Origin of the sequence: Hymenobacter saemangeumensis (genome assembly GCF_039541835.1) — a bacterium.
Taxonomy (GTDB): domain Bacteria; phylum Bacteroidota; class Bacteroidia; order Cytophagales; family Hymenobacteraceae; genus Hymenobacter; species Hymenobacter saemangeumensis.
On the sequence record NZ_BAABGZ010000081.1, the window covers coordinates 1 to 23,700 of the forward strand.

Sequence of the window (23,700 nt, forward strand, 5' to 3'; positions counted from 1 at the left end):
AACTGGCTGGCTTGGCACTGGCTCGCCTTTACCGTCCTGTTGCTGCGCAAAATCGCCCCAACCCCGACTTCCTAAACAGCTTCCCTACCTGTCTATTAACAAGCCTAACTACTAATTTCAATAAAATCAGATTGGAAAGGAGCATGATTAAGCAAAAACGGATAAGAACGAATCCGAAAGAATCCGTTCTTATATGTTTAATCTGCGTCAATCTGCGGTTCAGACAATAAATCCGTGTTAATCCGTGGTTCAGACAAGCTTCTGGCACTGCAGCACGATATTCGGGTCGGGGCACAATTCCGCCCACTTCTCTCGCTCTTCGGGGCAGGCCACGCCGGGGAAGTCGCCGTAGCGGCCCTGCATGTCGGCAATAAGCTGGAAGTGCAGGTGCGGGGGCCAGTCGCCGTTTTCGGGGTAGGGGCCGATGGTGGCGAAGGCTTCGCCCTGCTGCAGCACCTGCCCGGCGCTGAGGCTGCGCCACTCCAGGCGGGAAAGGTGGCCGTAGAGGCTGTAGAAGGTCTGGTCTTCCAGCTCGTGCTGTAAGATGACCGTGGGGCCGTAGTCGCCGAAGTTGTCGTTGTCGAACAGGCTGTGTACCACGGCGGGCAGCGGGGCCTGCACGATGGTGCTGGCGGGCATCCACACATCCACGCCCAGGTGCAGGGAGCGGGCATTCACGGTCTGCCCGGGCCCAAAGTGCAGGCTGCGCCGGTAGATAACCCGGTTTTCGAGGTAGCCGCCCACGCCGATGGCGGCGTTTTGCTCGGCCAGCATCTCATTCACCAGGGCGTCGAAGTCGGCGGTGTCGCGCAGGTCGGCCCGGGCCACGCGCGGGTTGTTTTCGGTGAAATCCAGCCGGGCCACGGTGGGGCCGTTCAAATCGACGGGCAGCACCGGGCCAAATTCGTTCTGGTGCCGTAAAAGGAGGGACGCGAGTGACAAAGCAGGGAGTTGCGTGTTGATGATGGGTAAAAAGCGAACACCTGTTAGGCAGCCGCGCCCGCAAGTTACCTTTGCAGCTGAAGTGACAGCGTGCTGCCACTCGTTCACATTTGCCTTATAGTACCGGAAGCCCCTTTGAGTTTCTACTCTACAGCTTTAAAACGCGTTTATTTCCCGCATGTACCACTCCCTGACCGTAGTTGCGCTTACCCAAGAAACCCCCGATGCCGTCACCATTCACCTGGAGCGGCCCGACCGCCAGCCCCTGGCCTGCCAGCCGGGCCAGTTCCTGACGCTGATTCTGCCCTGCGGGCCCGGTGGCAAAAAGGAGCGCCGGGCCTACTCCCTGAGCAGCACGCCGCACGAAGCGCCGCGCTTGTCGGTGACGGTAAAGCGCGTGCCCGGCGGCCTGGTAAGCAACTACCTGCTCGACACCGTGCGGGTAGGCCAGGAAATTGAGGTGATGGCGCCCATCGGCAACTTTACGCTCAAGCCCAGCCCCAAGGCGGCCCGCTCGGTGGTGCTGGTTGGCGCCGGCTCGGGCATCACCCCGCTGATGTCCATCCTGAAGGCGGTGCTGAAGTCGGAGCCCCAGAGCTACGTGCTGCTGGTGTATGGCAACCGCAACGAGGAGTCGGTGATTTTTAAAGAGCAGCTGCAGCAGCTGGAAGCCGGCAGCAACGGCCGCCTGCAGGTGGAGCACGTGTACAGCCAGCCCCTGCGCCCCACCAGCGGCCACCAGCACACCGGCCGCCTCAACCGCACCATGCTGCTGCGCATTCTGGAGCAGCGCCACCAGTTTCCGGCCGACCAGGCCGAGTACTACATGTGCGGCCCCGAAGGCATGATGGAAGAGGCCCGCGCCGCCCTCGACCTGCTGCGCGTACCCGCTGCCCGCATTCACCGCGAGAGCTTCGTAGCTTCGGCCGACACCAGCGAAGTGGCCGCCGCTCAGCCCAACGGGCACGGCGACGTCACGACCGGTGCGGCTGCCGGGGCTCCGGCCACGCGCAGCGTCACCATTCAGTACGAAGGCAGCGAGTACGTGCTCGACGTGCCCCCGAACAAAACCATTCTGGAAACGGCCCTCGACCAGGACATCGACCTACCCTATTCCTGCCAGGCTGGCCTGTGCACAGCGTGCCGCGGCAAGTGCCTGAGTGGAAAAGTGCACTTGGATGAGCGCGAAGGCCTCTCCGATTCCGAAATGAAGCAGGGCTATGTGCTGGTGTGCGTGGGCCACCCCATGACCGACGACGTCGTAATTGAGATTGGATAGCAGGCGCTCCTGGCCAGCTCAAGGCAGTTGCTGAGGTTTCCGTACCGGCTGCTCGCTGGAATTGCTGCGTTGAGCTGATGCGACAGGCGACTTTCTTGATTAAATCCAAATTAAAACCAGTCCCGGCATGAGCCGGGGCTGTTTTATTTGCGTAAGTAAGTGCTTGCGCCGACGCTACGTTTGCGTGACGGAAAAGCCGTCATATTTCGCTTTACCATGATTTTTACTCCCGAACCTGCTGCGGCCTCGGCCACCGATACGGCCCGCCCGCCGCGCCATTATCTGCCCGAGGACTTTCAGGTAACCGACTGGGCCACGCTGCAGCCCTTTTTTGAAGAGCTGCGCGACCGCCGCCTGCACGGCGCCGACGAGCTGGAGCGCTGGGTGCTCGACCGCTCCGAGCTGGAATCAGTGCTCAGCGAAGACCTGGCCTGGCGCTACATTCACATGACCTGCGACACCCAGGACCCGCAGCGGGCCGAGGCCTTTCAGTACTTCGTGAACGAGATTGAGCCGCAGGTGGCGCCTTACGACCACGCCCTGAACGAGAAGATGCTGGCCTCGCCCTACCTCGGCGGGCTGGACGAAAACCGCTTCCGCGTGTTTCTGCGCTCGCTGCGCCGGGCCTCGGAAATCTACCGGGCCGAAAACATCCCGCTGAAAACCGAAGTCAGCACCAAGCAGCAGCAGTACGCCGCCATTGCGGGCGCCATGATGGTGACCCTGGACGGGGAGGAGCTGACCCTGCCCCAGGCCGCCGACCTGCTCAAAAGCCCCGACCGGGCCGTCCGGGAAAAGGCGTTCCGGGCCGTGCAGGAGCGCCGCATGCAGGATGCCGAGCCCCTCGACCAGCTGTTTACCGAGCTGGTGCAGCTGCGCCATCAGATGGCGCTGAATGCGGGCTTCTCCAACTTTCGCGACTACATGTTTGCCTCCCTGGGCCGGTTCGACTACACGCCCCAGGACTGCTTCGACTTCCACGCGGCCATTCGGGAAACCGTAGTGCCTCTCATCGATGACATTGACCTGGAGCGGCGCCAGGACCTGGGCCTGCCTGCTCTGCGCCCCTGGGACCTGGACGTGGACCCCACGGGCCTGGCGCCGCTCGAGCCCTTCGGGACGGGCGAGGAGCTGCTGGAGAAAACCATTACCGTATTTCAGCGCCTCGACTCCTACTTAGGCGACTGCCTGAGCACCATGCGGCAGATGGGGCACCTCGACCTGGAAAGCCGCAAGGGCAAGGCCCCCGGCGGCTACAACTACCCGCTCGACGAAACCGGGGTGCCGTTTATTTTCATGAACGCCACCAGCAGCCTGCGCGACGTGGTGACCATGGTGCACGAAGGCGGCCACGCCGTACACTCCTTCCTGACCCGCCGCCTGCCGCTGGGAGCCGACAAGCACCCGCCGTCAGAAGTAGCCGAGCTGGCCTCGATGAGCATGGAGCTGATGAGCATGGACCACTGGGACGTGTACTTTCCCGATGCCGACGACCTGCGCCGGGCCAAGAAAACCCATCTGGAAAGTGTGCTCGAAACCTTCCCCTGGGTGGCTACCATCGACAAGTTCCAGCACTGGATTTACGAGCACCCCCAGCATACGGAGGCCGAACGCCAGCAAGCCTGGGTACGGGTGTTCGACGAGTTCAACCAGCGCACCGTAGACTGGCAGGGGCTGGAGCACTACAAGCCCTACCTGTGGCAGAAGCAGCTGCACATCTACGAGGTGCCTTTCTACTACATCGAGTACGCCATGGCCCAGCTTGGCGCCATTGCCGTGTGGCGCAACTACCGCCAGAACCCGGCCGAAGGGCTGGCCGCGTACAAGCGCGCCCTGGCCCTGGGCTACACGGCGCCTATCGGGGAGATTTACGCCGCCGCCGGCATCCGCTTCGATTTCAGCACCAGCTACCTGCGCAGCCTGGCTGACTTCGTGCGCGGGGAAATGGAAGCGCTGTAACTCAGTTTTCTTTGCCAATAACAAGGCCCGGCGCTGCACCCAGCGCCGGGCCTTGTCGTTAAAGCAAGTGCCGGTTTAGTTATTGGAATTGGCTGGCCGGATGCAGGTGACCTCCACCAGCTGCCCTACCATGCAGATGCTGCCCCCGGCTACGGGCCGGTAGCCTACCAGCACGCGCTGCCCGTCGGCCGAGGGGAAATTGGTCCAGACCGCGCCGGTGGGCTCCAGGCGGGTACCGTCGGCCAGCACCAGCACTTTGCCGCAGCCGTCGAGGCCGGTCAGGTCGCGCACGGTTACTAGCATAGCGCAGTCGAAGGGCTCGGGGCAAATATTCCGTGGGGGCTCCAAGTCCTCAATGGTTTCTTTTTGGCAGCTGCTGCTCAGGCCTGCTACTGCCAGCAGCAGGCCCGCAGCCAAGGTTCGGGGAGAAAGGATGGAAGAAAACATAAGCAGTAAAAATTAGGATTCACCGCTCTGACCGGCACCCTGTGGCGCCGGTTGCTTTGTCCATAGGTAGTGGCTGTAATCTGTGTTCAGACCGTCCACAAACAGAGAAGGCCGTTGAACCCGGCTGCAAAAAAGCCCCGTTGGCGGAATGCTCTTTGCAGGGCTGTTCCACCAACGGGGCTTTAACGTGTTAAGGCAGCAGACCAGCTTACTGCGACAGCTCAAACAGCGGCAGAGGCTTCAGCTCCGAGTACTTGCCGCCCAGCGACTGCACCTTGTCCTGGTGCAGCTTGAGGTAGTTGTTGTACTGCTTGGCCGCGCGGTCATACTGCACGCGGAAGCCAACCACGCCGTCGTCGAGCTGCTGCAGGCCTTCCACGAAGTTGCGGGCATTTTCGGTGGGGGCAGCCCCCTCAGGCGCCGCAATGGGGTAGAGGGCATGCAGCAGCGAGTCCTGGGCCGCGTCGTAGCGGTCAATCAGGTCGGAGCTGGCCATGGTTTGCTGGTCGTAGCGAAGGGCTTTCAGGCGGTTGTTAGCCTTGGTGAGGCTTTGCAGCTGGGCTACGTTGGCCCCGGGCTGCTTTTGCAGCTCCTGCAGCAGCAAGCGCGTAACGCCGATTTTCTGGTCGTCGCTTTCCGTCATAGTCCGCCATTTTATTTCTACGGAGTCGCGCAGCACGTCAAGCTGGGCTTTTACAGATGTGGCCGAAGCGGGGTCGAGAGTTGCGGTTTTGCTGCCATCGCGCTTACAGGAGGCGGCACAGGCAGTGACGAGCAAAAGGCCGAAAACGGCAGATTTGATGGAGTTCAAGGTGCAAAAATGCTTTAGGTGTTGCAGAAAAAACGCTTTATCCGGGGTTGCTTGTTCCAACCAGCGGTTCACTAAAAGCTAAATAACGTAGTCTGAGCCCTAACCTACATATCCCAGCCCTAAATAGGCTTAAACTGCTCGAACAGCTGGCGGCAGTCGTGGCAGTAATGCACGGCCCGGCACAAGGTAGCACCGAACGGCGTCCGCAGCTCGGTATTGTGCCCCTGGCAGTTGGGGCACTCCGCATATTCCAGAAAGTCGAGGTCCAGCACCTGGTTGCCCAGCACCGGTGGGGGCGACAGCTTGTGCTGGCGAAGGGCTTCCCGGCCGGCATCGGTCAGCATGTCGGAGCTCCAGGCCTCGCGCAGGCTGATTTCCACTTCCACCGCCGGTACGCCATGGCTGAGCAAGGTGCGCTCCACGTCGCGCTTCATGTAGTCCATGGCCGGGCAGCCGGCGAAGGTGGGCGTGAGCTGCACGTACACTTTGCCCGTGGCCTCGTCCAGCTCCACAGCCCGAATCACGCCCAGGTCCACCAGCGAGATGGTGGGAATCTCGGGGTCCTTCACGGCCTGCAGCCACTCTAGTATCTGGCTTTTAGCTGGTAGCTGAAAGCTGTTAGCTTCGTTCTGCATAATTCTGAAAGAAAAAAGGCCAACAGCCAAAGGCCGGTTAAAGGCCTCCGCTATTAGCTAACAGCTTATCAACCTTACCAGTCGGCAGTTGGGTCGAGGCGGAACACTTCGGCCATCTCGTCCAGCAGGGGCTGCAGGTGCGGGGTGTGCTGGCCCTGGCGGCCACCAAGAACGGGAGTAATGGTTTGCAGCTCGGGCAGCTCCAGCGCCGTCTGGCTTAGCACCCTGGCAATGCTTTCCTGCCAGCGGCTTTTCAGCTCGTCTTCCCCGATAAATAAGCCGGAGCTGATGATATCGGCTTCGGCCCCGGTCTTTTCAAAGATGCCGAGGGCGTAGGGGAGGGTTTCGTTCAGAGCTCGCTGCATGCGCTCAATGGCTTCCTCGGTGGCCGTACCCAGCCGCTTCATCCAGGTGTTGGCGTGCAGCACGTGGTACTTGAGCTCGCCGCGCAGCTTGCGGGCCACCTGGGCCAGGGGCTCGTAGCTGCTGCCGGCCAGGGCCTCAAAGCGCAGCAGCTCGGCGTGGTCGAACAGAAAGTGGCGGGTCAGGCTGAAGTCGTAGCCGCCGATGGGCAGCTCCACCAGTTGGCAGCAGTGAAACTGCGGGGCATTGCGGGTGAAGGCCACGGTGTCGGGCTCGGCTTCGCCCAACTGGTGCAGCAAGCCATACAGCTGCAGGCTGTGGCCGAGCTTGTCCTGGGCCATGCTCGAAAAAGCAATGTCTTCTTCCAGAATCGGCCCCAGGCCGTTCCACTCCGAGTTGCGGTGGCCAAGAATAAGCTGGTCGTCGGCCAGGCGGTATAAGAGGTCGAGTTTTGGGTCCATGGGGCTACTGAGGGTTTTCAGCCTTGAATTTTTCGATGCGGTCCTGCACACGGTAGGCAATGGCGTCGCGGTACTTTTTCTCGGGTGTGGTGGCCCAGATGTCGCGGTCGTCCTCGTCGGAGCGCAGCACGTCGGCGCTGCGCACGGCCCATACGTTCACCACGGGGCGCTGCTCGCCAAAAACGGCCCTGGCTACCTGCAGTGCGGCTGCCGGCGATGCCGCCCGCACCTTGCCCACGTGCTGGTGGGCTTTGCCGCGCTTTTTCAGGTGGAAGATGTCGTAGTCTTCTTCCCCGGCCTCATAAGCAGCAACTTCAGCAGCGGTGTCGTCGCCGTTGCGTCCTTCCGTTGGCGCAGCAGCTGCTTCAGAAGCTTGAACCGGCAGCGTATCATAGGCCGACTCCTGGTCGCCCACGTAGGCTGTGACGGTAATGGCGGCCGTGGGCACCACCCACATGCCCGAGCAGGTGAAGCGCCGGCTGTACTGCTCCTTGGCAAACAGAAAAGCCACGTCGGCTTCGGGGGCGTGCACCGGGCCTACATATACGTAAGGGGCGCCTTCCTTTTTCTGGTGAAAAACCTCGTAAGTGGCAAACTGGTCGAGGGCTTCCTTTGCAGCGGGTGCCGCCGGAGCATCGGGCAGCCCCAGGCGGTTCATGCGCGGGTCTAATGATTGTATCATTGTAATCAATTGGGTTAAAGGCCGTCATGCTGAGCCTGTCGAAGCATCTTGCCAGGGGAAGTAATTCCAACAAAAAGGATTTACTCTCGTGATAGAGATGCTTCGACTCCGCTCAGCATGACGTTCTTTTTGCTTTAACACTAGGCCAGCGGGCGCACGTACTGGGCTTTGGGCGTTTTGAGGGCGCGGCGCACCCAGGCGCCGTTTTCCTCGGCGGCGCGGCGCACGGCCAGGCGCTCGGCGTTGCAGGGGCCGTCGCCGTTAATCACGCGCTTGAAGTCTTCCCAGTCGGGCTCGGTGAATTCCCACTGCCCGGTTTCCTCGTTTTTGCGCAGGTTGGGGTCGGGCAGGGTCAGGCCCAGCTCCCAGATTTTGGGCACGTACATGTCGAGGAACTGGTTGCGGCACTCGTCATTAGAAGCCATCTTCACTTTCCAGCGCATCAGGATTTCGGTGTGCACGCTCATCTTATCCGAGGGGCCGAAGAAAGTCATGATGGCCGGCCACCAGCGGTTGAGGGCTTCCTGCATCATCTGGCGCTGAATGGGCGTGCCGGTGGCCATGTGCACCACGGCGTCGTGCCCGTACTTGAGGTGGAAGGCCTCCTCGGCGCAGATGCGGTCGAGGGCGCGGCAGTAGGGGCCGTAGCTGCCCTTGGCGTTGGCCAGCTGGTTGACGATGGCGCCGGCATCAATCAGCCAGGAAATAACGTTGGAGTCGGCCCAGGTAGGGGTGGGGTAGTTGAAGACGTTGGAGTACTTGCTCTTGCCGTTGATGAGGTCGACCAGCATCTGCTCGCGGGTCTTGCCCAGGGTTTCGGCGGCCGAGTACAGCAGCTGGGCGTGGCCTACCTCGTCCTGCACCTTGGCCATCTGCGCCATCTTGCGGCGGAAGCCCGGGGCGCGGGTAATCCAGGTTCCCTCGGGCAGGGAGCCGATGATTTCGGAGTGGGCATGCTGCTCAATCATGCGGGTGAGCTGCTTGCGGTAAAGGGCGGGCATCCAGTCGCCGGGCTCAATCTTTTCACCGCGGGCAATGCGGGCCTCAAACTCGGCCAGCAGGATGGGGTCTTCGTTTTCCAGGCCGGTGGGGGCGTGGGTCGGCAGGTCGTGGGTGCTGGCGGAACCGTACATAAGGCAATGGGTGAATGGGTGAATGAAGGGATGGGTGAATGATGCAGGAGAGCCGGGGAACAGATGAAAAAACATTCACCCGTTCACCCATTCGCTCATTCACCCATTGGCGAAAGTCCGTTGATAAGCTGGTCGGCCAGGCGGTGGGCAATGTCATCGGGGCTGAGCTTGCCGTCGGGGCGGTACCAGGTAGGCAGCCAGTTCAGGCTGGCCAGCAGGGTAAGGGTGGCAAAGGCCGCATCGGGAGCTGCCAGCTCACCGGCGTCGAGGCCGCGCTGCACCAGGGCACGGAACTGGGCCTCGTACCGCTCGCGCAAAGCCAGAAACTCGCTGCGGGCCGGCTCGCTCAGGTGGCGCCACTCGTGCAGAAAAACCGCCGAGGCTGCTACGTCGCGGGTTAGCACCCGCACGTGGGCCTCAATGGCCTGGCGCAGCTGCCCGCCGATAGACGCCGCCTGGGAAGTAGCCTGCTCGAAGCCCGCGAAGAATTCCTGCGCCAGCCCGAAGCACACGCGGTGCAGAATCTCCTCCTTGGACTTGATGTGGGAATAGAGACTGCCGGCTTCCAGGCCCAGGGCGGTGGCCAGCTCGCGCATGCTGGTAGCCGCAAAGCCCTGGGCCCGAAACAGGGCCGTGGCGGTGTGGTCTATCTGGGCTTTACGCGAGCGGGTGGGAGCAGGGCTGGTCATGGCAGTGCGACAAATATACACTTGCTAACGCTCGTTAGTAAAATCAAGTTTCACTACCTGCTTACTGGTGCGGCAGGTGGTTGCGGTTGAAGTTCAAATCTTTCCTTGAAACCGGGCCGCAAAATGTTTACAGGGGGGGAATTAACCAAGCCGACGCAAACTCGTATCTTTGCGCTGGCTTAGACCTTCATCCCCTCAATGTTTATGAAAAAACAGTACTATCTCCTCTTGTCGGCCCTGCTGCTGACGGGAACTGCTCAGGCACAAGGCACGGAGCTTTTCTTCTCGGAATATAACGAAGGTGCCCACCAGAACGGCACCAGCTACAACGGTGGCGTATCGAACTCGACCGGCAACGAGAAGGCCATTGAAATCTTTAACCCCACTACCTCGGCGGTTAACCTCAACCCTTACTCCATCCGCCGCTACTCCAACGGCGCTCCCCTAGGCAGCCCGCTGATGGAAGAAGAGCGCCTGATGCGCCGCACGGGGGCCAACGTGCTGAACTCGCGTGCCGTGCACGTAGTAGCTCACCCCGAAGTAACCCTGACGGAAATCACCAGCGTAGTGTCGCAGTACAGCGCCCCGCGCCAGAACACGCCGACCAACCCGGCTACTTCGCCTAACGTGATTCAGGTAGGCGGCACGGTGCACTTCAACGGCGACGACGCCATGGCCCTGGTGCGCTACCCCAGCGGCACGGCCGGCCAGCCCAACGTGAGCGCGGGCATCATCATCGACATCATCGGCTCGATTGGCGAGCAGCCCCTGCTGGCCAGCGGCGGCACCGGCACCGGCAACTGGAGCGGCACCAACCCCGCCGATGGTACCCCGGCCGTGTTCGTGCTCTCAGCCAACCAGTCCATCATGCGCCGCCCCAGCGTGTCGAGTGGGGTGCGCGTGAACCCCGCGCCCCAGAACGTGCCTGGCTCCAACCCGCCCGTGCGTAACCCCGGCGGCTACAACATCGCCAACGAGTGGATGATGTACGGCACGGCCTTCAACGGCCCCATGGGCGCCAACAACCCCGGCGGCCAGCTCTACGACCGTCTGGGCGAGCACCTCGACTACACCGGTCCCTTCGGTGCCTACCAGACCACCATCAGCAGCACGCTGGAGAAGTTCAACAACAACATCAGCATCTACCCCAACCCGGCCCACGGCTCGGCCACGGTGCAGATTAAGGATGCCAACGTGGGCAGCGTAGTGGTGTTGAACAACCTCGGTCAGCGCATCAGCGCCCAGCCCAAAGGCACCGGCCAGGAAAACATCACCCTCGACATCTCGAGCCTGAAAGCCGGTCTGTACTTCGTGCAGTTCGTGAGCACCGACGGCCAGACGAAAGTGTACAAAGAGCTGGTGGTGCAGTAAATCATCGCGCTTTGGCAAGGAAAAAGGAGGGAAGCAATTCCCTCCTTTTTTTATGGGCGTACTTTTGGGGGGTGGTTGTCAGTTGTTCGTTGCCAGTTGTCAGATTGTTCTGAAGAAACAGGCATCAGAACAATCCTGACAACTGACAACGAACAACTGACAACTAGAAAATGGCCAGCCTCACTCCCCTCAAAGACATTGGCGAATTTGCGCTTATCCGGCGCCTGCAACAGAAAATTAACCTGCGCCAGCCCAGCACGGTGCTGGGCATTGGCGACGACGCGGCCATTCTCGCGCCGGCCGCCGGGCAGGAAGTGGTGGTATCGACCGACCTGCTGGTGGAGGGCATACACTTCGACCTGATGTTCTGCCCGCTGCGCCACCTGGGGTACAAGGCGGTGGCCGTAAACGTGTCGGACATTGCTGCCATGAATGCCGTGCCTACGCAGATTGTGGTGGGGCTGTCGACCGGCCCACGCCTGACCGTCGAAGCCATTGAGGAGCTGTACGAGGGCATGCGCCTGGCCTGCGAGGCCTACAAGGTAGACCTGGTGGGCGGCGACACCACCTCCAGCCGCGGCGGGCTCACCATCTCCATCACGGCGCTGGGCCAGGTGGAGGCCGGCAAGGCTGTGCGGCGCAGCGGCGGCAAGCCCACCGACCTGCTCTGCGTGAGCGGCGACCTGGGCGGGGCCTTCCTGGGCCTGCAGGTGCTGGAACGCGAAAAGCAGGCCTTCCTGGCCGACCCCGAAACCCAGCCCGAGCTGGGCAGCTACGAGTACGTGGTGCAGCGCCAGCTCAAGCCCGAAGCCCGCCTCGACATCGTGCACGAGCTGCGCGAGCTGGGTGTGACGCCCACCAGCATGATTGACATCTCCGACGGCCTGGCCTCGGAGGTGATGCACCTCTGCGCGGGCAGTGGCACCGGGGCCCGGGTATTCAGCGAGTACCTGCCCCTGGCCAACCCCACGCTGGAAGCCGCCGCCGAGTTCAACCTCGACCCCATCACCTGCGCCCTGAACGGCGGCGAAGACTACGAGCTGCTGTTCACCGTGCCGGTTACCGACCACGCCAAAATCAAAAACCACCCGGATATTACCATCATCGGCCACCTGACAGAGAAGGAGGACGCGGTGAACCTGATTACCAAGGGCGGCCAGGCCGTGCCCCTGCAGGCCCAGGGGTGGACGGCGTTTTAGCCCCACCCCCGACCCCTCCCCTGCGGGGGAGGGGAGCCTGACGATTAATAGGAATGCCCCACTACAGCCAGTAGTGGGGCATTCCTGTTATTATAGGTGTGTATCTTGCCTGAACTGAAACATGACTGGCTCCCCTCCCCGCAGGGGAGGGGTCGGGGGTGGGGCTAACGGCTCAGCCCCAGCGAGTCCCGCCAATTGAGGTGCTCGTTGTTGTGGGTGCGCCAGTAGTCGAGCTGCAGGCTGCGCTTGCGGGTGGCGCGGGTGGTGAGCTGCCGGGGCTCTTTCGCGCCGGGCTTGTCGAGGTAGGTTTCGTCCCAGCCGAGGATGCGGTGGGGGAAGACCGACTCGAAGTAGATGGCCAGGCTGCGGCCGGAGGTATAGGTGAGCTTGTATACCTGCAGGCCGGTTGCTTTGAAGCGGTTACTGGCCGGGGCAGCGGCCAGGGTGGCGGTGGCGGCTTCAGCTTGCAGGGGCAGGTGCTGCAGACGGATGTAGGCGGTGGCCGGCACGATGCGCAGGCTGCCGGTGGGCAGGCCGGCGGGGTTGAGGCGCAGGCGGCTCCACAGCTCGTCTTCGAGCAGGGCGAGTGGCAAGGTGGTTTCACTGTCGCCCTCGCTTTCGAAGTAGGACTTCTGCGATACGGCGTACTCCTTTTTGCGCAGGTTGAGCTGGGTGAAGATGTGGCCGCACCATTCCTGCACCGAGGTGCTCACCTTGAGGGTGTGTGGGTCGGTGCCTAGCTCCAGGGGGGTGAAGGTGGAGGTGAGGATGGAGTAAGGATAGATGCCGGTGAGAAACTTCTTCTCGAAGTTGAGCTTGAGCACGGGCACCTTGTCGCTGGCCGGGGCCTGGGCGGGGTTGTCGAGCTTCACCTGCTTGCGGCGGGAGAAGTCTTCGGTGACGAAGATTAGGGCTGCCTCGCCCTTGTGGATTTCGCCGTAGCGGGCCTGCTCCAGGTCGTAGCTCGTGAGCTCGGCCTTGCCCTGGAACCAGTAGGCGCCGAACTCGGGGGGAAGCGGGGCGGCTTTTGTCGCAGTGGTTTCAGCTGGCGCTTCCGTGGGAGAGGACGAGCAGTTGGCCCCGCCCAGCAGGAGCAACAAATGCAAGCCTAAAATAAGTGGGGGGGAGCTGCGCAGCATAAGGAGGCAAGGTTTGTAAAACGACGATGTAGAGACGCAACCGAAGGTCAGCGCAGCTAATATCTTGCGTCTCTACATCAAGCAGTAAATGGCTTAATCCTCCGGGTAGGGCACAAACACGAAGTTGGTAAACTCCTTGTCCAGCACGAACAGGCAGCAGTACTCATTGGCATCCTTGTAGGTGGCCTGAAAGGCTTCTACACCCTCGGCGGCCACGATGCCCTGCTGCACGAACAGCTCCAGGTAGCTGGCGAAAACGTGCCAGTCCAGATTCAGCTCGTCGGCATTCACGAGCAGGCCGCCCAGGGGCACTTCCTGCTTGGCAAACACGAAGATGGGGTATTGGCTGATGTCGCGCTTGCGAATCTGGCTGGAGGCTTCGGCGAGGGTGTCGCACACCTTCACGAAGTCCTTGGTGATGCTGCCGAGGTATTTGCCGTTCAGCTCGGGGTCGTTGGCGTAGTCCATAAGAAAAGTTTAATGACGGGTAGCCGCCAGGTACTCACTGACGGCATTGGTTGGCCTTTCCCACATGGGGTTATCCAGGCTCAGATGTCTGCCAAAGTTTTTTAGAAAGCCCCGCAATGAAAACCAGCTCCAGGACTGAAAGAGAGGCTGGCCGGCAAGTGCTTTAGGGAACAAGATAAAGGACTGCCAGTTAGCTTCTTCCCAGAAAACGGCCGGTATGTCATCTGCGAGATTATAACCAAAAACACGTTTTAGCTTGTCCAGCTCAACCGTGCCGACGGTGTCAAGGTTGAAATAGTTGACTACGCGTTGGGCAGAAATCAGGACAAGAAAGCCTGATTCATCGTCGCCAATTATCCGCGGCGCATAGCCGACCACGCGGACGTCAGCTAACCGCATTAAAAAGGAGGGCGCGTACCGGACACTACCCGTGGTCCGCACTGCCGGAGCCTTATAGCGAATTGTTTCGTTGTCGACAAAAAGCATAGGGCAATTGGTTAAGAGCTAACCGCCAAATGCTGGCGAATACGGTTAATCAGCAGCTGCAGTGTCCGTTCGTTCAGGCCAAAGGAGAAGGGAAACCTTCCCCTGCGATGACCCAGGTGCAGGACGTTCAGCAGAACCTTGTCCGGCTGGATAAAGGCAATGCCCACCTGCCGGATGTAGCCGTTGGGGAAAGCCCGTACCATTTGCGGGGTGTTCTGCTGGATGTTCCAGTTCAACTCGTTGAAAACCGTTACAATCAGCTGATGGTTTGCTTCGGCGCTCAGCCCGGTTTCCAGGGTGGTCAGCCGGTTTTCGCGCAGCTGGCAGTATACGGCGTAGAAAAACAGCCAGCCCAGAAACGGGAACAGCAGCGCGGCTAGTATCCGGTAAGCAGTGGTAGGCGCATTGAATATGAAATACCCGCAAAAGCCCCAGTACACCAGGATAAACAGCGCACCAAATACCTTGCTGGACCAGTTGGGCGGAATTACCAGCCGGTTTTCGCGGATTGATTGGGCGACCTGCTCTTCACTTAGGTTAGGGTACCAGAAGCTCATAATGGTGAAAAACAGGAGGGGAGGATTAGTCTATTTGCCGTTCAGCTCGGGGTCGTTGAAATAGTCCATATAGTAGGTACGCCTAAATAAGGCTTTAAGAAGCGTTGCGCAAGGCGAGGGCCATGCCGTTGAGCCACAAGGCAACCAGCAAGGCAAACAGCAAGATGACCAGCAGCATGGCGTTCAGCCATTGCGGAACGGGAGCCTGCCTGCCCTGCCAAATATTCCACAGCGCAAGCCCAAAGTAGAAGGCAAAAGAGATGCAGAGTAGATGGCCCAAGGCATTGTGCAGGCCAGTATACTGGCGCGTAAAGTAGATAGAGCGGCCTTGAAATACCCACTGAATCAGCCAATACAAAGCAAGAGGCAGAACTGCCAATGCTGCGTACAACCAACGGAAGGTTTTGCGCCGGTTCTGCTCAAACGTCATCCTACTTCAACTCCAGCAGCACCACATTCTCCACGTGGTGCGTGTGCGGGAACATATCCACCGGCTGCACCCGCGTCACGGCGTAGGCGGCATCCAATAGCTCCAAATCCCGCGCCTGGGTGGCGGGGTTGCAGGAGATATACACGATGCGGGGGCAGCGCATTTCCAGCAGGCGCTGCACCACGTCGGGGTGCATGCCGGCCCGGGGCGGGTCGGTGATGATGAGGTCGGGCTGGCCGTGCTGCTCGGTGAAGGCGGGGGTGAGGATGTCCTTCATGTCGCCGGCCACGAAGGCCATGTTGGTGATGCCGTTGATTTCGGCGTTTACGTGGGCGTCGGCCACGGCCTGCTCCACGTATTCCACGCCAATCACCCGCTTGGCCTGCTTGCTCACGAAGCTGGCGATGGTGCCGGCGCCGGTGTAGAGGTCGTACACCAGCTCGTTGCCTTTGAGCTCGGCGAAGTCGCGGGCCACCTTGTAGAGCTGGTAGGCGCCTTCGGAGTTGGTCTGGTAAAACGACTTGGGGCCGATGCGGAAGCGCAGGCCTTCCATCTCCTCCTCGATGTAGGGCTTGCCCTTGTAGTTCACCACTTCCAGGTCGTGGAAGGTTTCGTTGCCCTTGTTGTTGAGCACGTAGTTGAGCGAGGTAATCTGCGGGAACTTGGCGTACACGGCATCCAGCAGGGGCTCGATGCTGTGGTGGGGCAGGTAGCACTGCAGAATCACCATGATTTCGCCGGTAGTCTGGGCCGTGCGGACAATGAGGTTGCGCAGGTTGCCGGTCTGCTTCACGATGTTGCCGAAGCGCAGCATGTGCTCACGGGCGTAGTCGCGGATGAAGAGGCGGATTTCGTTGCTGGGCTCGGGCTGCAGGTGGCAGTGCTGGATGTCGATAATCTTATCGAAGCGGGCCGGCGTGTGGAAGCCCAGCACGCGGCGGTCGTACTGCTGGGTGTCGTCCTTAATCTGGTCTTCGGTGAGCCAGCCGTTGAAGCTGAAGGTATATTCCAGCTTGTTGCGGTAGTAGGTGCGCTGGGGCGAGGGCAGAATCTGCTGGATTTCGGGCAGCTGCACCTTGCCGATGCGCTGCAGGGTGTCTTCCACCTGCTGCTGCTTGTAGCGCAGCTGGGTGTCGTAGCCCAGGTGCTGCCACTTGCAGCCCCCGCAGGTGCCGAAGTGCTGGCAGAAGGGCGTCACGCGCAGCTCCGAATACTTATGAAACTTGGTCGGTACGGCCTCCAGGAAGCTCTTTTTGGACTTGGTCACGCGCAGGTCCACCACGTCGCCGGGCGCTACCTGCGACACAAAAATCACCAGGTTGCCCACGCGCACCAGGCACTTGCCCTCGGCCACCATATCCTGAATCTCGACGTGCTGAAGCGCTTCAGCGGGAATTTTCTTATCTGCTCTCATTTGAGGGCAAAGGTAGACCGCAGATTTTAACGGATTAGACGGATAAGAACGGATTCTGAACCGCAGATTGACGCGGATTTAACGGATAAGAACGGATTCGAAAGTCCAATCGTCAGCAAACAATAAAAGAAATGGCCACTGCATCTGATGCAATGGCCATTTCTCTTCTGATGGAAGAACAAACGGAATTGAATCCGTTCTTATCCGTTAAATCTGCGTCAATCTGCGGTTCAGACTTATTTGATAATCTCAAACCAGCCCTTGGTGCTGCTGCCGTTGGGCAGCTTCAGCAGGTAGTAGTACACGCCGGCCGACTGGCCTTCGCCGCCCCAGTTGTTCTGGTAGTTGGAAGTGGAGTACACCTCGCGGCCCCAGCGGTTGAAGATGGTGAGCGAGTTGCCGGGGTAGAGCTTGATGTTGTCGATTTCCAGCACGTCGTTCTTGCCGTCGTTGTTGGGCGTGATGACGTTGTAGAAGGCCACGGGGTTGGCGAAGTCGACGCAGGACTCGTTGGAGTTAGACGCCTGGTTGTTCGCGCCCAGGGCCACCACGCGGTAGCACTGGTTGAAGCCCGTGCCGGGGTTGGGCAGGTTGGCCGTGAGGGTCGTGCCCGACACCGTGTTCACCAGAACCGCGCTGCCGTTGTCGTCGCGGCGGAAAATCTGGTACTGCTGCACGGGGAAGCCCACGTAGGCGTTCCAGCGCAGCGCGACATCGCCCTGGTTGCGGCCGCCGGTGCCCGGGGTGGCCGTAGCCTGTAGCAGGATGGTCTGCACAATGGGGCTCTGCAGCAGCGTGCCGCAGCCGTTGGTGAGCTCCAGCTGGTACTCGTACGACTTGGTGGAAGCATTCACCGTGTTGTCGGTGTACGTAGTGGCCGAGGGCGCTACGTTGCCCACGAATACGAAGCTGCCCATGCCGGCATCGCGGCGCATCACCCGCACCTGGTTGGGCGTGTTGCCGCTGTTCGGAGCCGAGAAGGTGAGTAGGACGCGGTTGTTCGACGTAAGGTCAACCGAGGCGATGGACAGGGCCACGCTGGGGTTGTCGGGCAGCACGGTGATGGACGTCGTGGGGCCGCCGCAGCCGAAGGTTGAGGTTTCGCTCACGCTCACCCGGTAGGTGGTCTGGCCGGGAGTAAAGCTCACCGTTACCTGGCTGCTGTTCTGGCCGGCCGTGATGGTGCCGCCGGTCACGTTCCAGGTGTAGGTAGAGCCCGGCGTGTTGGGTACCGAGTACTGTAGGGGCAGGCTGATGTTGCACACAAAGCGCGAGCCCGTGATGCTGGCCTGGGCCGGGGTGGGGTCGACGGTAAACGTGGCCGTGTACACGGGGCCGGCGCAGCCCTGGGCCGAAGTTTCCTGGGCCGTGAGGGTGTAGGTGCCGGGCGTGTTCTGGCTGGCCAGCGTTACCGAGTTGCCCGAGCCCGTTACGGGGCTGCCGCCTAGCTGGAAGGCATAGCTGGAGCCGGCAAAGCCGCCGGGCAGGGTGAAGGTCACGCTGCCGCCCTGGCACACGCGGGCCGGGCCGTTCAGGGTGAGGGTACTCAGCGGGGTGGGGTTGATGAGCACGCGCAGGGTGTCGGAAGTACCCAGGCAGCGTACGCCGCTGGCGGGGTTGCTGGTTTCCGTCACCACAATCTTGCCGATGGTGGGCACGGTTACCGGGTTCCAGCTCACAGTTACCGTGTTCAGGTTGGTGCTGACCTGCGTGCCGCCAATGATGGTCCAGCTGTAGAGCGAGCCGTTGGTGTAGGGCTGGCTGGCATAGGTGTAGGGGCCACCGGCCTGGCACACGCTGTTGTTGGGGGCCGTGGCCAGTACGTTGCCCGGGCCCGTGGGCGTGGGCGTCTGCAGCTGCTGGTTGATGAGTACCGGCAGGGTGGTGGTGTCGGAAGAGCAGCCGAAGCTGTTGAAGTGGAACAGCTTCACGCTGCCGTTGCCAGCCATGCCCCAGTCGACGGTGATGGCCGTGGTGCCCTGGCCGCTGGCGATGGTGCCGCCGGCCACAATCCACTGGTAAGCCGTGCCGGTGGGGTTAAGCACCGAGTAGGCCACGCCGGTAACCGTGGGGCATACCGAAGCCGAGCCCACGATTCCGACGGCCGCCGGGCGCGGGTTGATGGTCACTTCCACCGAGTCGCGGCCTACGCAGCCCTGGGGCGTAGTAGCCGTGAGGTAGTACTTCAGGGTGAGCGGCGTCATGGTGGTGTTGAGGCCGGCCGTGTTCAGCACCGGCTGGGCGGCTGTGGCGCTGCTCAGGCCGGCGGCCGGCGTCCAGGAGTAGGTGTAGCCGGTCTGGCTGGCGCTGCCCAGGGTGGTGCGCACATCGGCGCACACCGCCCGGTCGGCGCCGGCATCCACCACTGAAGCGGGGTTCACCGTTACGGCTACTGAGGCCGTAGCCACGCAGCCATTGGCCGTGGTGGCCGTCAGGGTGTAGGTGGTGGTGATGGGCGCGTTGGTCGTGTTGGTGAGCGTCACCGTGGGGTTAGAAGCCGTGGGGTCGCTCAGGCCGGTGGCCGGGCTCCAGCTGTAGGTGGTGCCGGCAATGGGCGCGGCGCCCAGCTGCGTGCTGCCGCCCGAGCAGATGGTCACGGCCGAGCCGGTGGAAGCTACGGCCGCCGGGAACACGTCGATGCGCACCCCACGGGTCGCTACGCAGCCGTTGGCCGTAGTGGCCGTCAGCGTGTAGATGTAGGTGATGGTGCTGCCCGTGGTGTTGGTCAGCGTGGCGGTGGGGTTGGCGATGTTGGGGTTGCTCAGCGGGGCAGCGGGGCCCGATGACTGGGTCCAGCTGTAGGTAGTGCCGGCAATGGGAGCTGCGCCGAGCTGTACCGTGCCGCCCGAGCAGATGCTCTGCGGGTTGCCCGTGTCAGCCACCGCCTCCGGGTTTATCGTCAGGGTTACCGTGCTGGTGGCCGAGCAGCCCTGGGCCGTGGTGGCCGTCAGGGTGTAGGTGGTCGTGATGGGCGCGCCCGTGGTGTTGGGCAGCGTCACCAGGGGGTTGGCCAGGGTGGGGTCGTTCAGGCCGGCGGTGGGCGTCCAGCTATAGGTGGTGCCCGCTACCGGGGCCACGCCCAGCTGCGTGGGCACGCCGCCGCAGAAGGCAATGGCCGGGCCGGGGTTGGCCACGGCGGCCTGGTTCACGGTTACGGCTACCGTGCTGGACGCCGTGCAGACGTTGCCGCCGGGGTTGGTCACGCTGGCCGTCAGGGTGTAGGTCGTGGTGATGGGCGCGCCGGTGGTGTTGGTCAGCGTGATGGTCGGATTTGCGGCCGTGGGGTCGCTCAGGCCCGTGGTGGGGCTCCAGCTATACACCGTGCCGGCAGTGGGGGCCCCGCCCAGCTGGGCCGAGCCGCCCGAGCAGAAGCTCACGGCCGGGCCGGCATCGGCTACGGCCGCCGGGTACAGGGTCAGCTGCATCTCATCGGTGGCCGAGCAGCCCTGGGCCGTGGTGGCCGTCAGGGTGTAGGTCAGCACCTGGATGGAAGCGGTAGTATTGGCGGTCGACAGCACGGGGTTGGCAATGTTGGGGTTGCTCAGGCCCGTGGCCGGGCTCCAGCTGTAGGTGGTGCCCGCTACGGGCATCATCCCAATCTGGCCCGTAAACCCAACGCACTGGGCCTGGTCGAGGCCGGCGTTGGCCACGGCCGCCTGGTTGATGGTCACCACGACGGTATTGGTCGTTACGCAGCCGTTGGCCGTGGTAGCCGTCAGGGTGTAGGTGGTGCTGATGGGGGCGCCGGTCGTGTTAGTGCCGCTCACGGTGGGGTTGGCCGCCGTGGGGTCGCTCAGGCCGGTGCTGGGGCTCCAGCTATACGTAGTGCCCGCTACCGGAGCCACGCCCAGCTGGGCCGAGCCACCCGAGCAGAAGCTCACGGCCGGGCCGGGGTTGGCTACCGCTGCCGGGTTCACGGTGACGGTTACCGTGGCAGTCGCCACGCAGTTGTTGGCCGTGGTAGCCGTCAGGGTGTAGGTGGTGCTGATGGGGGCGCCCGTGGTGTTGGTCAGCGTCACCGTGGGGTTAGCGGCCGTGGGGTCGCTCAGGCCCATGGTGGGCGTCCAGGCGTAGGTGGTGCCGGCCACCGGGGCCACGCCCAGCTGGGCGGCGATACCGGAGCACACCGTTACAGCCGGGCCGGGGTTGGCCACCGCGGCGGGGTTGATGGTAACGACGACGGTGCTGGTGGCCGTGCAGTTGTTGGCCGTAGTTGCCGTCAGGGTGTAGGTAGTGCTGATGGGGGCGCCCGTGGTGTTGGTGCCCGTTACGGTGGGCTGAGCGGCTGTGGTGCTGCTCAGGCCCGTGGCCGGGCTCCAGCTGTAGGTGGTGCCGGCCAGGGCGGCCGTGCCAATCTGGGCCGAGCTGCCCGAGCAGAAGCTCACGGCCGGGCCGGGGTTGGCCACAGCTGCCGGGTTGATGGTTACCACCACCGTGCTGGTGGCCGTGCAGTTAGCGCTGCTGGTAGCCGTCAGGGTGTAGGTGGTGCTGATGGGAGCGCCCGTGTTGTTGGTGCCCGTCACGGTGGGTTGGGCAATGTTGGGGTTGCTCAGGCCGGTGCTGGGGCTCCAGCTATACGTGGTGCCGGCCACAGCCGGCGAACCCAGCGGAGCAGAGGTAACCCCGGAGCAGGTAGCCAGGGCCGGGCCGGCATTAGCCAGGGGCAGCGGATTCACCGTCACGGTTACCGAAGCGGTGGCGGTGCAGCCTCCCAGGGGGCCGTTGGTGGTGGCCGAGAGGGTATAGACCTGGGTAGTCGGGGAAGCGGTGTTGTTGGTGAGGGTGATGGTGGGAGTGGGCGAGGTAGGGTCGCTCAGGCCGGTAGCCGGGCTCCACAGATAAGTGGTGCCTGCCACGGGCGTTACTCCCGCCAGTACGCCCGGGCTGCCGGAGCACAGGGTCAGCGTGGGGTTGGGGTCGACGGTGCCGGGGAATACGGTCACGATTACCGCATCGGCCGCCGCGCAGTTGTTGGCCGAGCGCACGGTGAGGGTATAGGTGACGGAGAGGTTAGCCGAGGTGGAGGAGTTGGTGAGCGTCACCGTGGGCTGGGCAATGTTGGGGTTGCTCAGGCCCGTAGTGGGGCTCCAGCTGTAGGTGTTGCCCGCAATGGCCGGGGTGCCCAGCACCCGGGTGATGGTGCCGCACTGGGAAACGTCAGGCCCGGCATCGGCCAGGGGGCGGGGGTTGACCGTGACGGCTACCGTAGCCGTGCTGGTGCAGCCCTGGGCGGTGGTCGACGTTACCGTATAGTTTATCGTAACGGGGGCCGACGTGTTGTTGGTCAGCGTGATGGTCGGGTTTGGGGAGGTGGGGTCGTTCAGGCCCGTGGTGGGGCTCCAGCTGTACGTTACGCCCGCCACCGGGGTGATGCCACCCAGGGTGGCCGTAGCCCCGGAGCACAGCGTTGCGCTTGGGTTAGGGCTTACCGGTGAAGCCTGCGTGACGCTCACGGTAACCTGCTGGCTGGTCGAGCAGGTGCCGTCCGTGCCCGTTACGGTGTACACCGTGGTATTCTGGGGGCTGACGGTGATGCTGCTGCCCGTCATTGGCTGGGAGCCGCCGGTCCAGGTGTAGGTAAGCCCCGCCGCGCCGGTTACGGTCAGGGTGGTGCTGGCGCCGCGGCAGATGGTGGGGGCCGAAGGCGTAACCGAGAGGGCCGCCAGGGGGCGGATGTCGACGTTGGTGGTTACTGCCGTGGAGGGGCAGCCGAAGGCCGAAACGCCATTCAGGCGCAAAGTGCCCGTGTTGGGGGTGCTGTTCCAGCGCACCTGAATGGTGTTGGTGCCCTGGCCGCTGACGATGGTGCCGCCGGTAATCTGCCAGTTGTAGGAAGTTGCGGTAGGGCCGGCCGCCGTGTAAGTCACCAGGGTGGCCGGGTCGCACACCACGGTAGAGCCAGTAATGCCGCTGGGCCCGGCCGCACGGTTTACCTGAATGGTAAACACGTCGGCAATGGTCTGGCCGCCGCAGCCCCGGTCCTGTACGGTCACCGATATCGAGTACGGCGTACTGCGGGCGTCGCCACAGCGGGAGCTATACACAAAGGTGCCCGAAACGGAGCCGGTGCCCGTTACCTGGGCCGTGCCCGTCACGTTGCCCGGTGCCACCGTGCCCTGGTTGCCGTTGAGCGCGGCGTTGAAGCCGGTGGCTCCCGGGCCATCCAGCAGCACGCTGTTGAGCTGCAGCACCAGGGGGTCGTTGTTGGGGTCGGTGGCCGAAAAGGGAATGGTTACGCTCTGGCCTTCCTCAATGATGTAGTTGCGCGGCAGGCTGGCCCCGCCGGTGCTGGGCGGGAGCTGGGGCGGGGTGTTGGGCGGGCAGGGCCGCACCACCAGCTGTAGGTCACGGCGGGTGGTGCCCAGCAGCACTTCCGTGCCGTTGATGGTGCGGTACTCCGATACGTCGATGGCAATAACGTACTCGCCCTGGGTTACGGCCCGGTAGCGGGCCAGGCCAGTGGTGGCGTTGATGCTGGCAAAGCCCCCGGGGCCGAAAGGCTGGGTTACGGAGTGGTTAGGAAAGTACGGAACCGAAGCGGGCGGCGGGGTGAAGGTGTTGAGCGCCGGAGCCCCCGAAGGTGCACCAAAGGCATACACCAGCCGGTCGCCGTCGGGGTCTACTGCGCTGTTCAGCTGCACGGCCGTGTCGCCCTGGCAGATTACCGCCACGGCGGTATCTGCAAACACGGGCGAGCGGTTGGGAATCAGCGGCGGCGCTACATCCAGGTACAGCGTCAGCGGGGTGTTGTTGTTGGAGGCGTTGATGTTGTCGATGGCCAGGTTGCGGGCGTTGGCCACCAGCACGGCATAGTAGCCGTCGAACGACACCGGCAGGTTCACCGTTTGCCGGTACACGGCCAGCTGAAAAGGCCGGGGCGGGCTGGGCAGCTGGCAGTTGCCGGGTGTAGGCGGCGCAATCTGGGCCGAAAGGCTCACCCGCGGAATCTGGATAGCCGAAAACCGCTGGTTGCCCTGCGACTTGTTGTACAGCGAAAGGTCCAGAAACGGGTTGGCCGGGGCCGGCATGTCCGGCGCATAGGCGTTGATGTAAATGACTGCCGTGATTTCGTAGCGGAACGGCGTGCCGGCCGGGCCGGTGGCGTCGAGGTAGCGGTAGCTCAGCTCACCACCCAGGAAGTGGCTGGCCTGCGCTGGTCGGGCCGCAAAAAAAGCGAGTACCAGCAGCAGCAGGGGAAGCCCTCGTAACTGGCGGAGTAGGGGTGTTAACATATA

General features: G+C 62.5%; 19 protein-coding genes. 4 read left to right on the forward strand and 15 right to left on the reverse strand.

Features of this window, described 5'->3' with window-relative positions:
* Positions 1 to 249: 249 nt before the first annotated feature.
* The gene (locus tag ABD919_RS21875) at positions 250 to 942 is read right to left on the reverse strand and encodes a peptidoglycan DD-metalloendopeptidase family protein (RefSeq protein ID WP_345238219.1); all 693 of its coding nucleotides are present in this window, start codon (positions 940 to 942) and stop codon (positions 250 to 252) included.
* A gap of 178 nt (positions 943 to 1,120) precedes the next feature.
* On the opposite strand from ABD919_RS21875, the gene ABD919_RS21880 reads away from it, so the two are divergent.
* Complete coding sequence (locus ABD919_RS21880; RefSeq protein WP_345238220.1) at positions 1,121 to 2,221, forward strand: 2Fe-2S iron-sulfur cluster-binding protein; 1,101 nt, start codon at positions 1,121 to 1,123, stop codon at positions 2,219 to 2,221.
* A 216-nt stretch (positions 2,222 to 2,437) separates the two neighbouring features.
* Positions 2,438 to 4,180 (forward strand): M3 family oligoendopeptidase, encoded by a 1,743-nt coding sequence (locus tag ABD919_RS21885; RefSeq protein WP_345238221.1) that lies wholly within the window; start codon positions 2,438 to 2,440, stop codon positions 4,178 to 4,180.
* Positions 4,181 to 4,255: 75 nt separating this feature from the next.
* On the opposite strand, the gene ABD919_RS21890 is transcribed toward ABD919_RS21885, so the two are convergent.
* From ABD919_RS21890 to ABD919_RS21920, 7 genes are all read right to left on the reverse strand, one after another.
* Positions 4,256 to 4,627 (reverse strand): hypothetical protein, encoded by a 372-nt coding sequence (locus ABD919_RS21890; RefSeq protein WP_345238222.1) that lies wholly within the window; start codon positions 4,625 to 4,627, stop codon positions 4,256 to 4,258.
* A gap of 208 nt (positions 4,628 to 4,835) precedes the next feature.
* Positions 4,836 to 5,438, reverse strand: coding sequence for a hypothetical protein (locus ABD919_RS21895; protein ID WP_345238223.1), 603 nt, complete (start codon positions 5,436 to 5,438; stop codon positions 4,836 to 4,838).
* Between the two features lie 119 nt (positions 5,439 to 5,557).
* Positions 5,558 to 6,073 carry a 1,2-phenylacetyl-CoA epoxidase subunit PaaD gene (gene paaD, locus ABD919_RS21900; protein WP_345238224.1) on the reverse strand — a complete coding sequence of 172 codons (516 nt, stop codon included), beginning with the start codon at positions 6,071 to 6,073 and terminating at the stop codon, positions 5,558 to 5,560.
* A 74-nt stretch (positions 6,074 to 6,147) separates the two neighbouring features.
* Positions 6,148 to 6,897: a 1,2-phenylacetyl-CoA epoxidase subunit PaaC gene (gene paaC / locus ABD919_RS21905; protein WP_345238225.1), complete on the reverse strand. Its 750-nt coding sequence runs from the start codon at positions 6,895 to 6,897 to the stop codon at positions 6,148 to 6,150.
* A 4-nt stretch (positions 6,898 to 6,901) separates the two neighbouring features.
* Positions 6,902 to 7,579, reverse strand: a complete 678-nt coding sequence (locus ABD919_RS21910) for a phenylacetic acid degradation b (RefSeq protein WP_345238226.1) — start codon at positions 7,577 to 7,579, stop codon at positions 6,902 to 6,904.
* 140 nt (positions 7,580 to 7,719) lie between these two features.
* Positions 7,720 to 8,712: a 1,2-phenylacetyl-CoA epoxidase subunit PaaA gene (gene paaA, locus ABD919_RS21915; protein WP_345238227.1), complete on the reverse strand. Its 993-nt coding sequence runs from the start codon at positions 8,710 to 8,712 to the stop codon at positions 7,720 to 7,722.
* Positions 8,713 to 8,807: 95 nt separating this feature from the next.
* Positions 8,808 to 9,401, reverse strand: coding sequence for a TetR/AcrR family transcriptional regulator (locus ABD919_RS21920; RefSeq protein ID WP_345238228.1), 594 nt, complete (start codon positions 9,399 to 9,401; stop codon positions 8,808 to 8,810).
* A gap of 204 nt (positions 9,402 to 9,605) precedes the next feature.
* Here ABD919_RS21920 and ABD919_RS21925 point away from each other — a divergent pair, with 204 nt between their 5' ends.
* Both ABD919_RS21925 and thiL read left to right on the forward strand, forming a co-directional pair.
* Positions 9,606 to 10,772, forward strand: coding sequence for a T9SS type A sorting domain-containing protein (locus ABD919_RS21925; RefSeq protein ID WP_345238229.1), 1,167 nt, complete (start codon positions 9,606 to 9,608; stop codon positions 10,770 to 10,772).
* A 170-nt stretch (positions 10,773 to 10,942) separates the two neighbouring features.
* Positions 10,943 to 11,971 carry a thiamine-phosphate kinase gene (gene thiL / locus ABD919_RS21930; protein ID WP_345238230.1) on the forward strand — a complete coding sequence of 343 codons (1,029 nt, stop codon included), beginning with the start codon at positions 10,943 to 10,945 and terminating at the stop codon, positions 11,969 to 11,971.
* A gap of 164 nt (positions 11,972 to 12,135) precedes the next feature.
* Here thiL and ABD919_RS21935 read toward each other — a convergent pair whose 3' ends face one another.
* The 7 genes from ABD919_RS21935 to ABD919_RS21965 form a co-directional block, all read right to left on the reverse strand.
* Positions 12,136 to 13,077, reverse strand: a complete 942-nt coding sequence (locus ABD919_RS21935; protein WP_345238231.1) for a hypothetical protein — start codon at positions 13,075 to 13,077, stop codon at positions 12,136 to 12,138.
* A 126-nt stretch (positions 13,078 to 13,203) separates the two neighbouring features.
* A complete protein-coding gene (locus ABD919_RS21940; RefSeq protein WP_345238232.1) occupies positions 13,204 to 13,578 on the reverse strand; it encodes a hypothetical protein in 375 nt (124 codons plus the stop codon).
* A gap of 9 nt (positions 13,579 to 13,587) precedes the next feature.
* Complete coding sequence (locus ABD919_RS21945) at positions 13,588 to 14,064, reverse strand: hypothetical protein (protein ID WP_345238233.1); 477 nt, start codon at positions 14,062 to 14,064, stop codon at positions 13,588 to 13,590.
* A gap of 11 nt (positions 14,065 to 14,075) precedes the next feature.
* Complete coding sequence (locus ABD919_RS21950; protein ID WP_345238234.1) at positions 14,076 to 14,621, reverse strand: hypothetical protein; 546 nt, start codon at positions 14,619 to 14,621, stop codon at positions 14,076 to 14,078.
* 94 nt (positions 14,622 to 14,715) lie between these two features.
* The gene (locus tag ABD919_RS21955) at positions 14,716 to 15,051 is read right to left on the reverse strand and encodes a hypothetical protein (protein ID WP_345238235.1); all 336 of its coding nucleotides are present in this window, start codon (positions 15,049 to 15,051) and stop codon (positions 14,716 to 14,718) included.
* A 1-nt stretch (position 15,052) separates the two neighbouring features.
* Positions 15,053 to 16,465, reverse strand: coding sequence for a 23S rRNA (uracil(1939)-C(5))-methyltransferase RlmD (rlmD, locus tag ABD919_RS21960; protein ID WP_345238236.1), 1,413 nt, complete (start codon positions 16,463 to 16,465; stop codon positions 15,053 to 15,055).
* A gap of 236 nt (positions 16,466 to 16,701) precedes the next feature.
* Positions 16,702 to 23,697, reverse strand: coding sequence for a T9SS type B sorting domain-containing protein (locus ABD919_RS21965; protein WP_345238237.1), 6,996 nt, complete (start codon positions 23,695 to 23,697; stop codon positions 16,702 to 16,704).
* Positions 23,698 to 23,700: the final 3 nt, after the last annotated feature.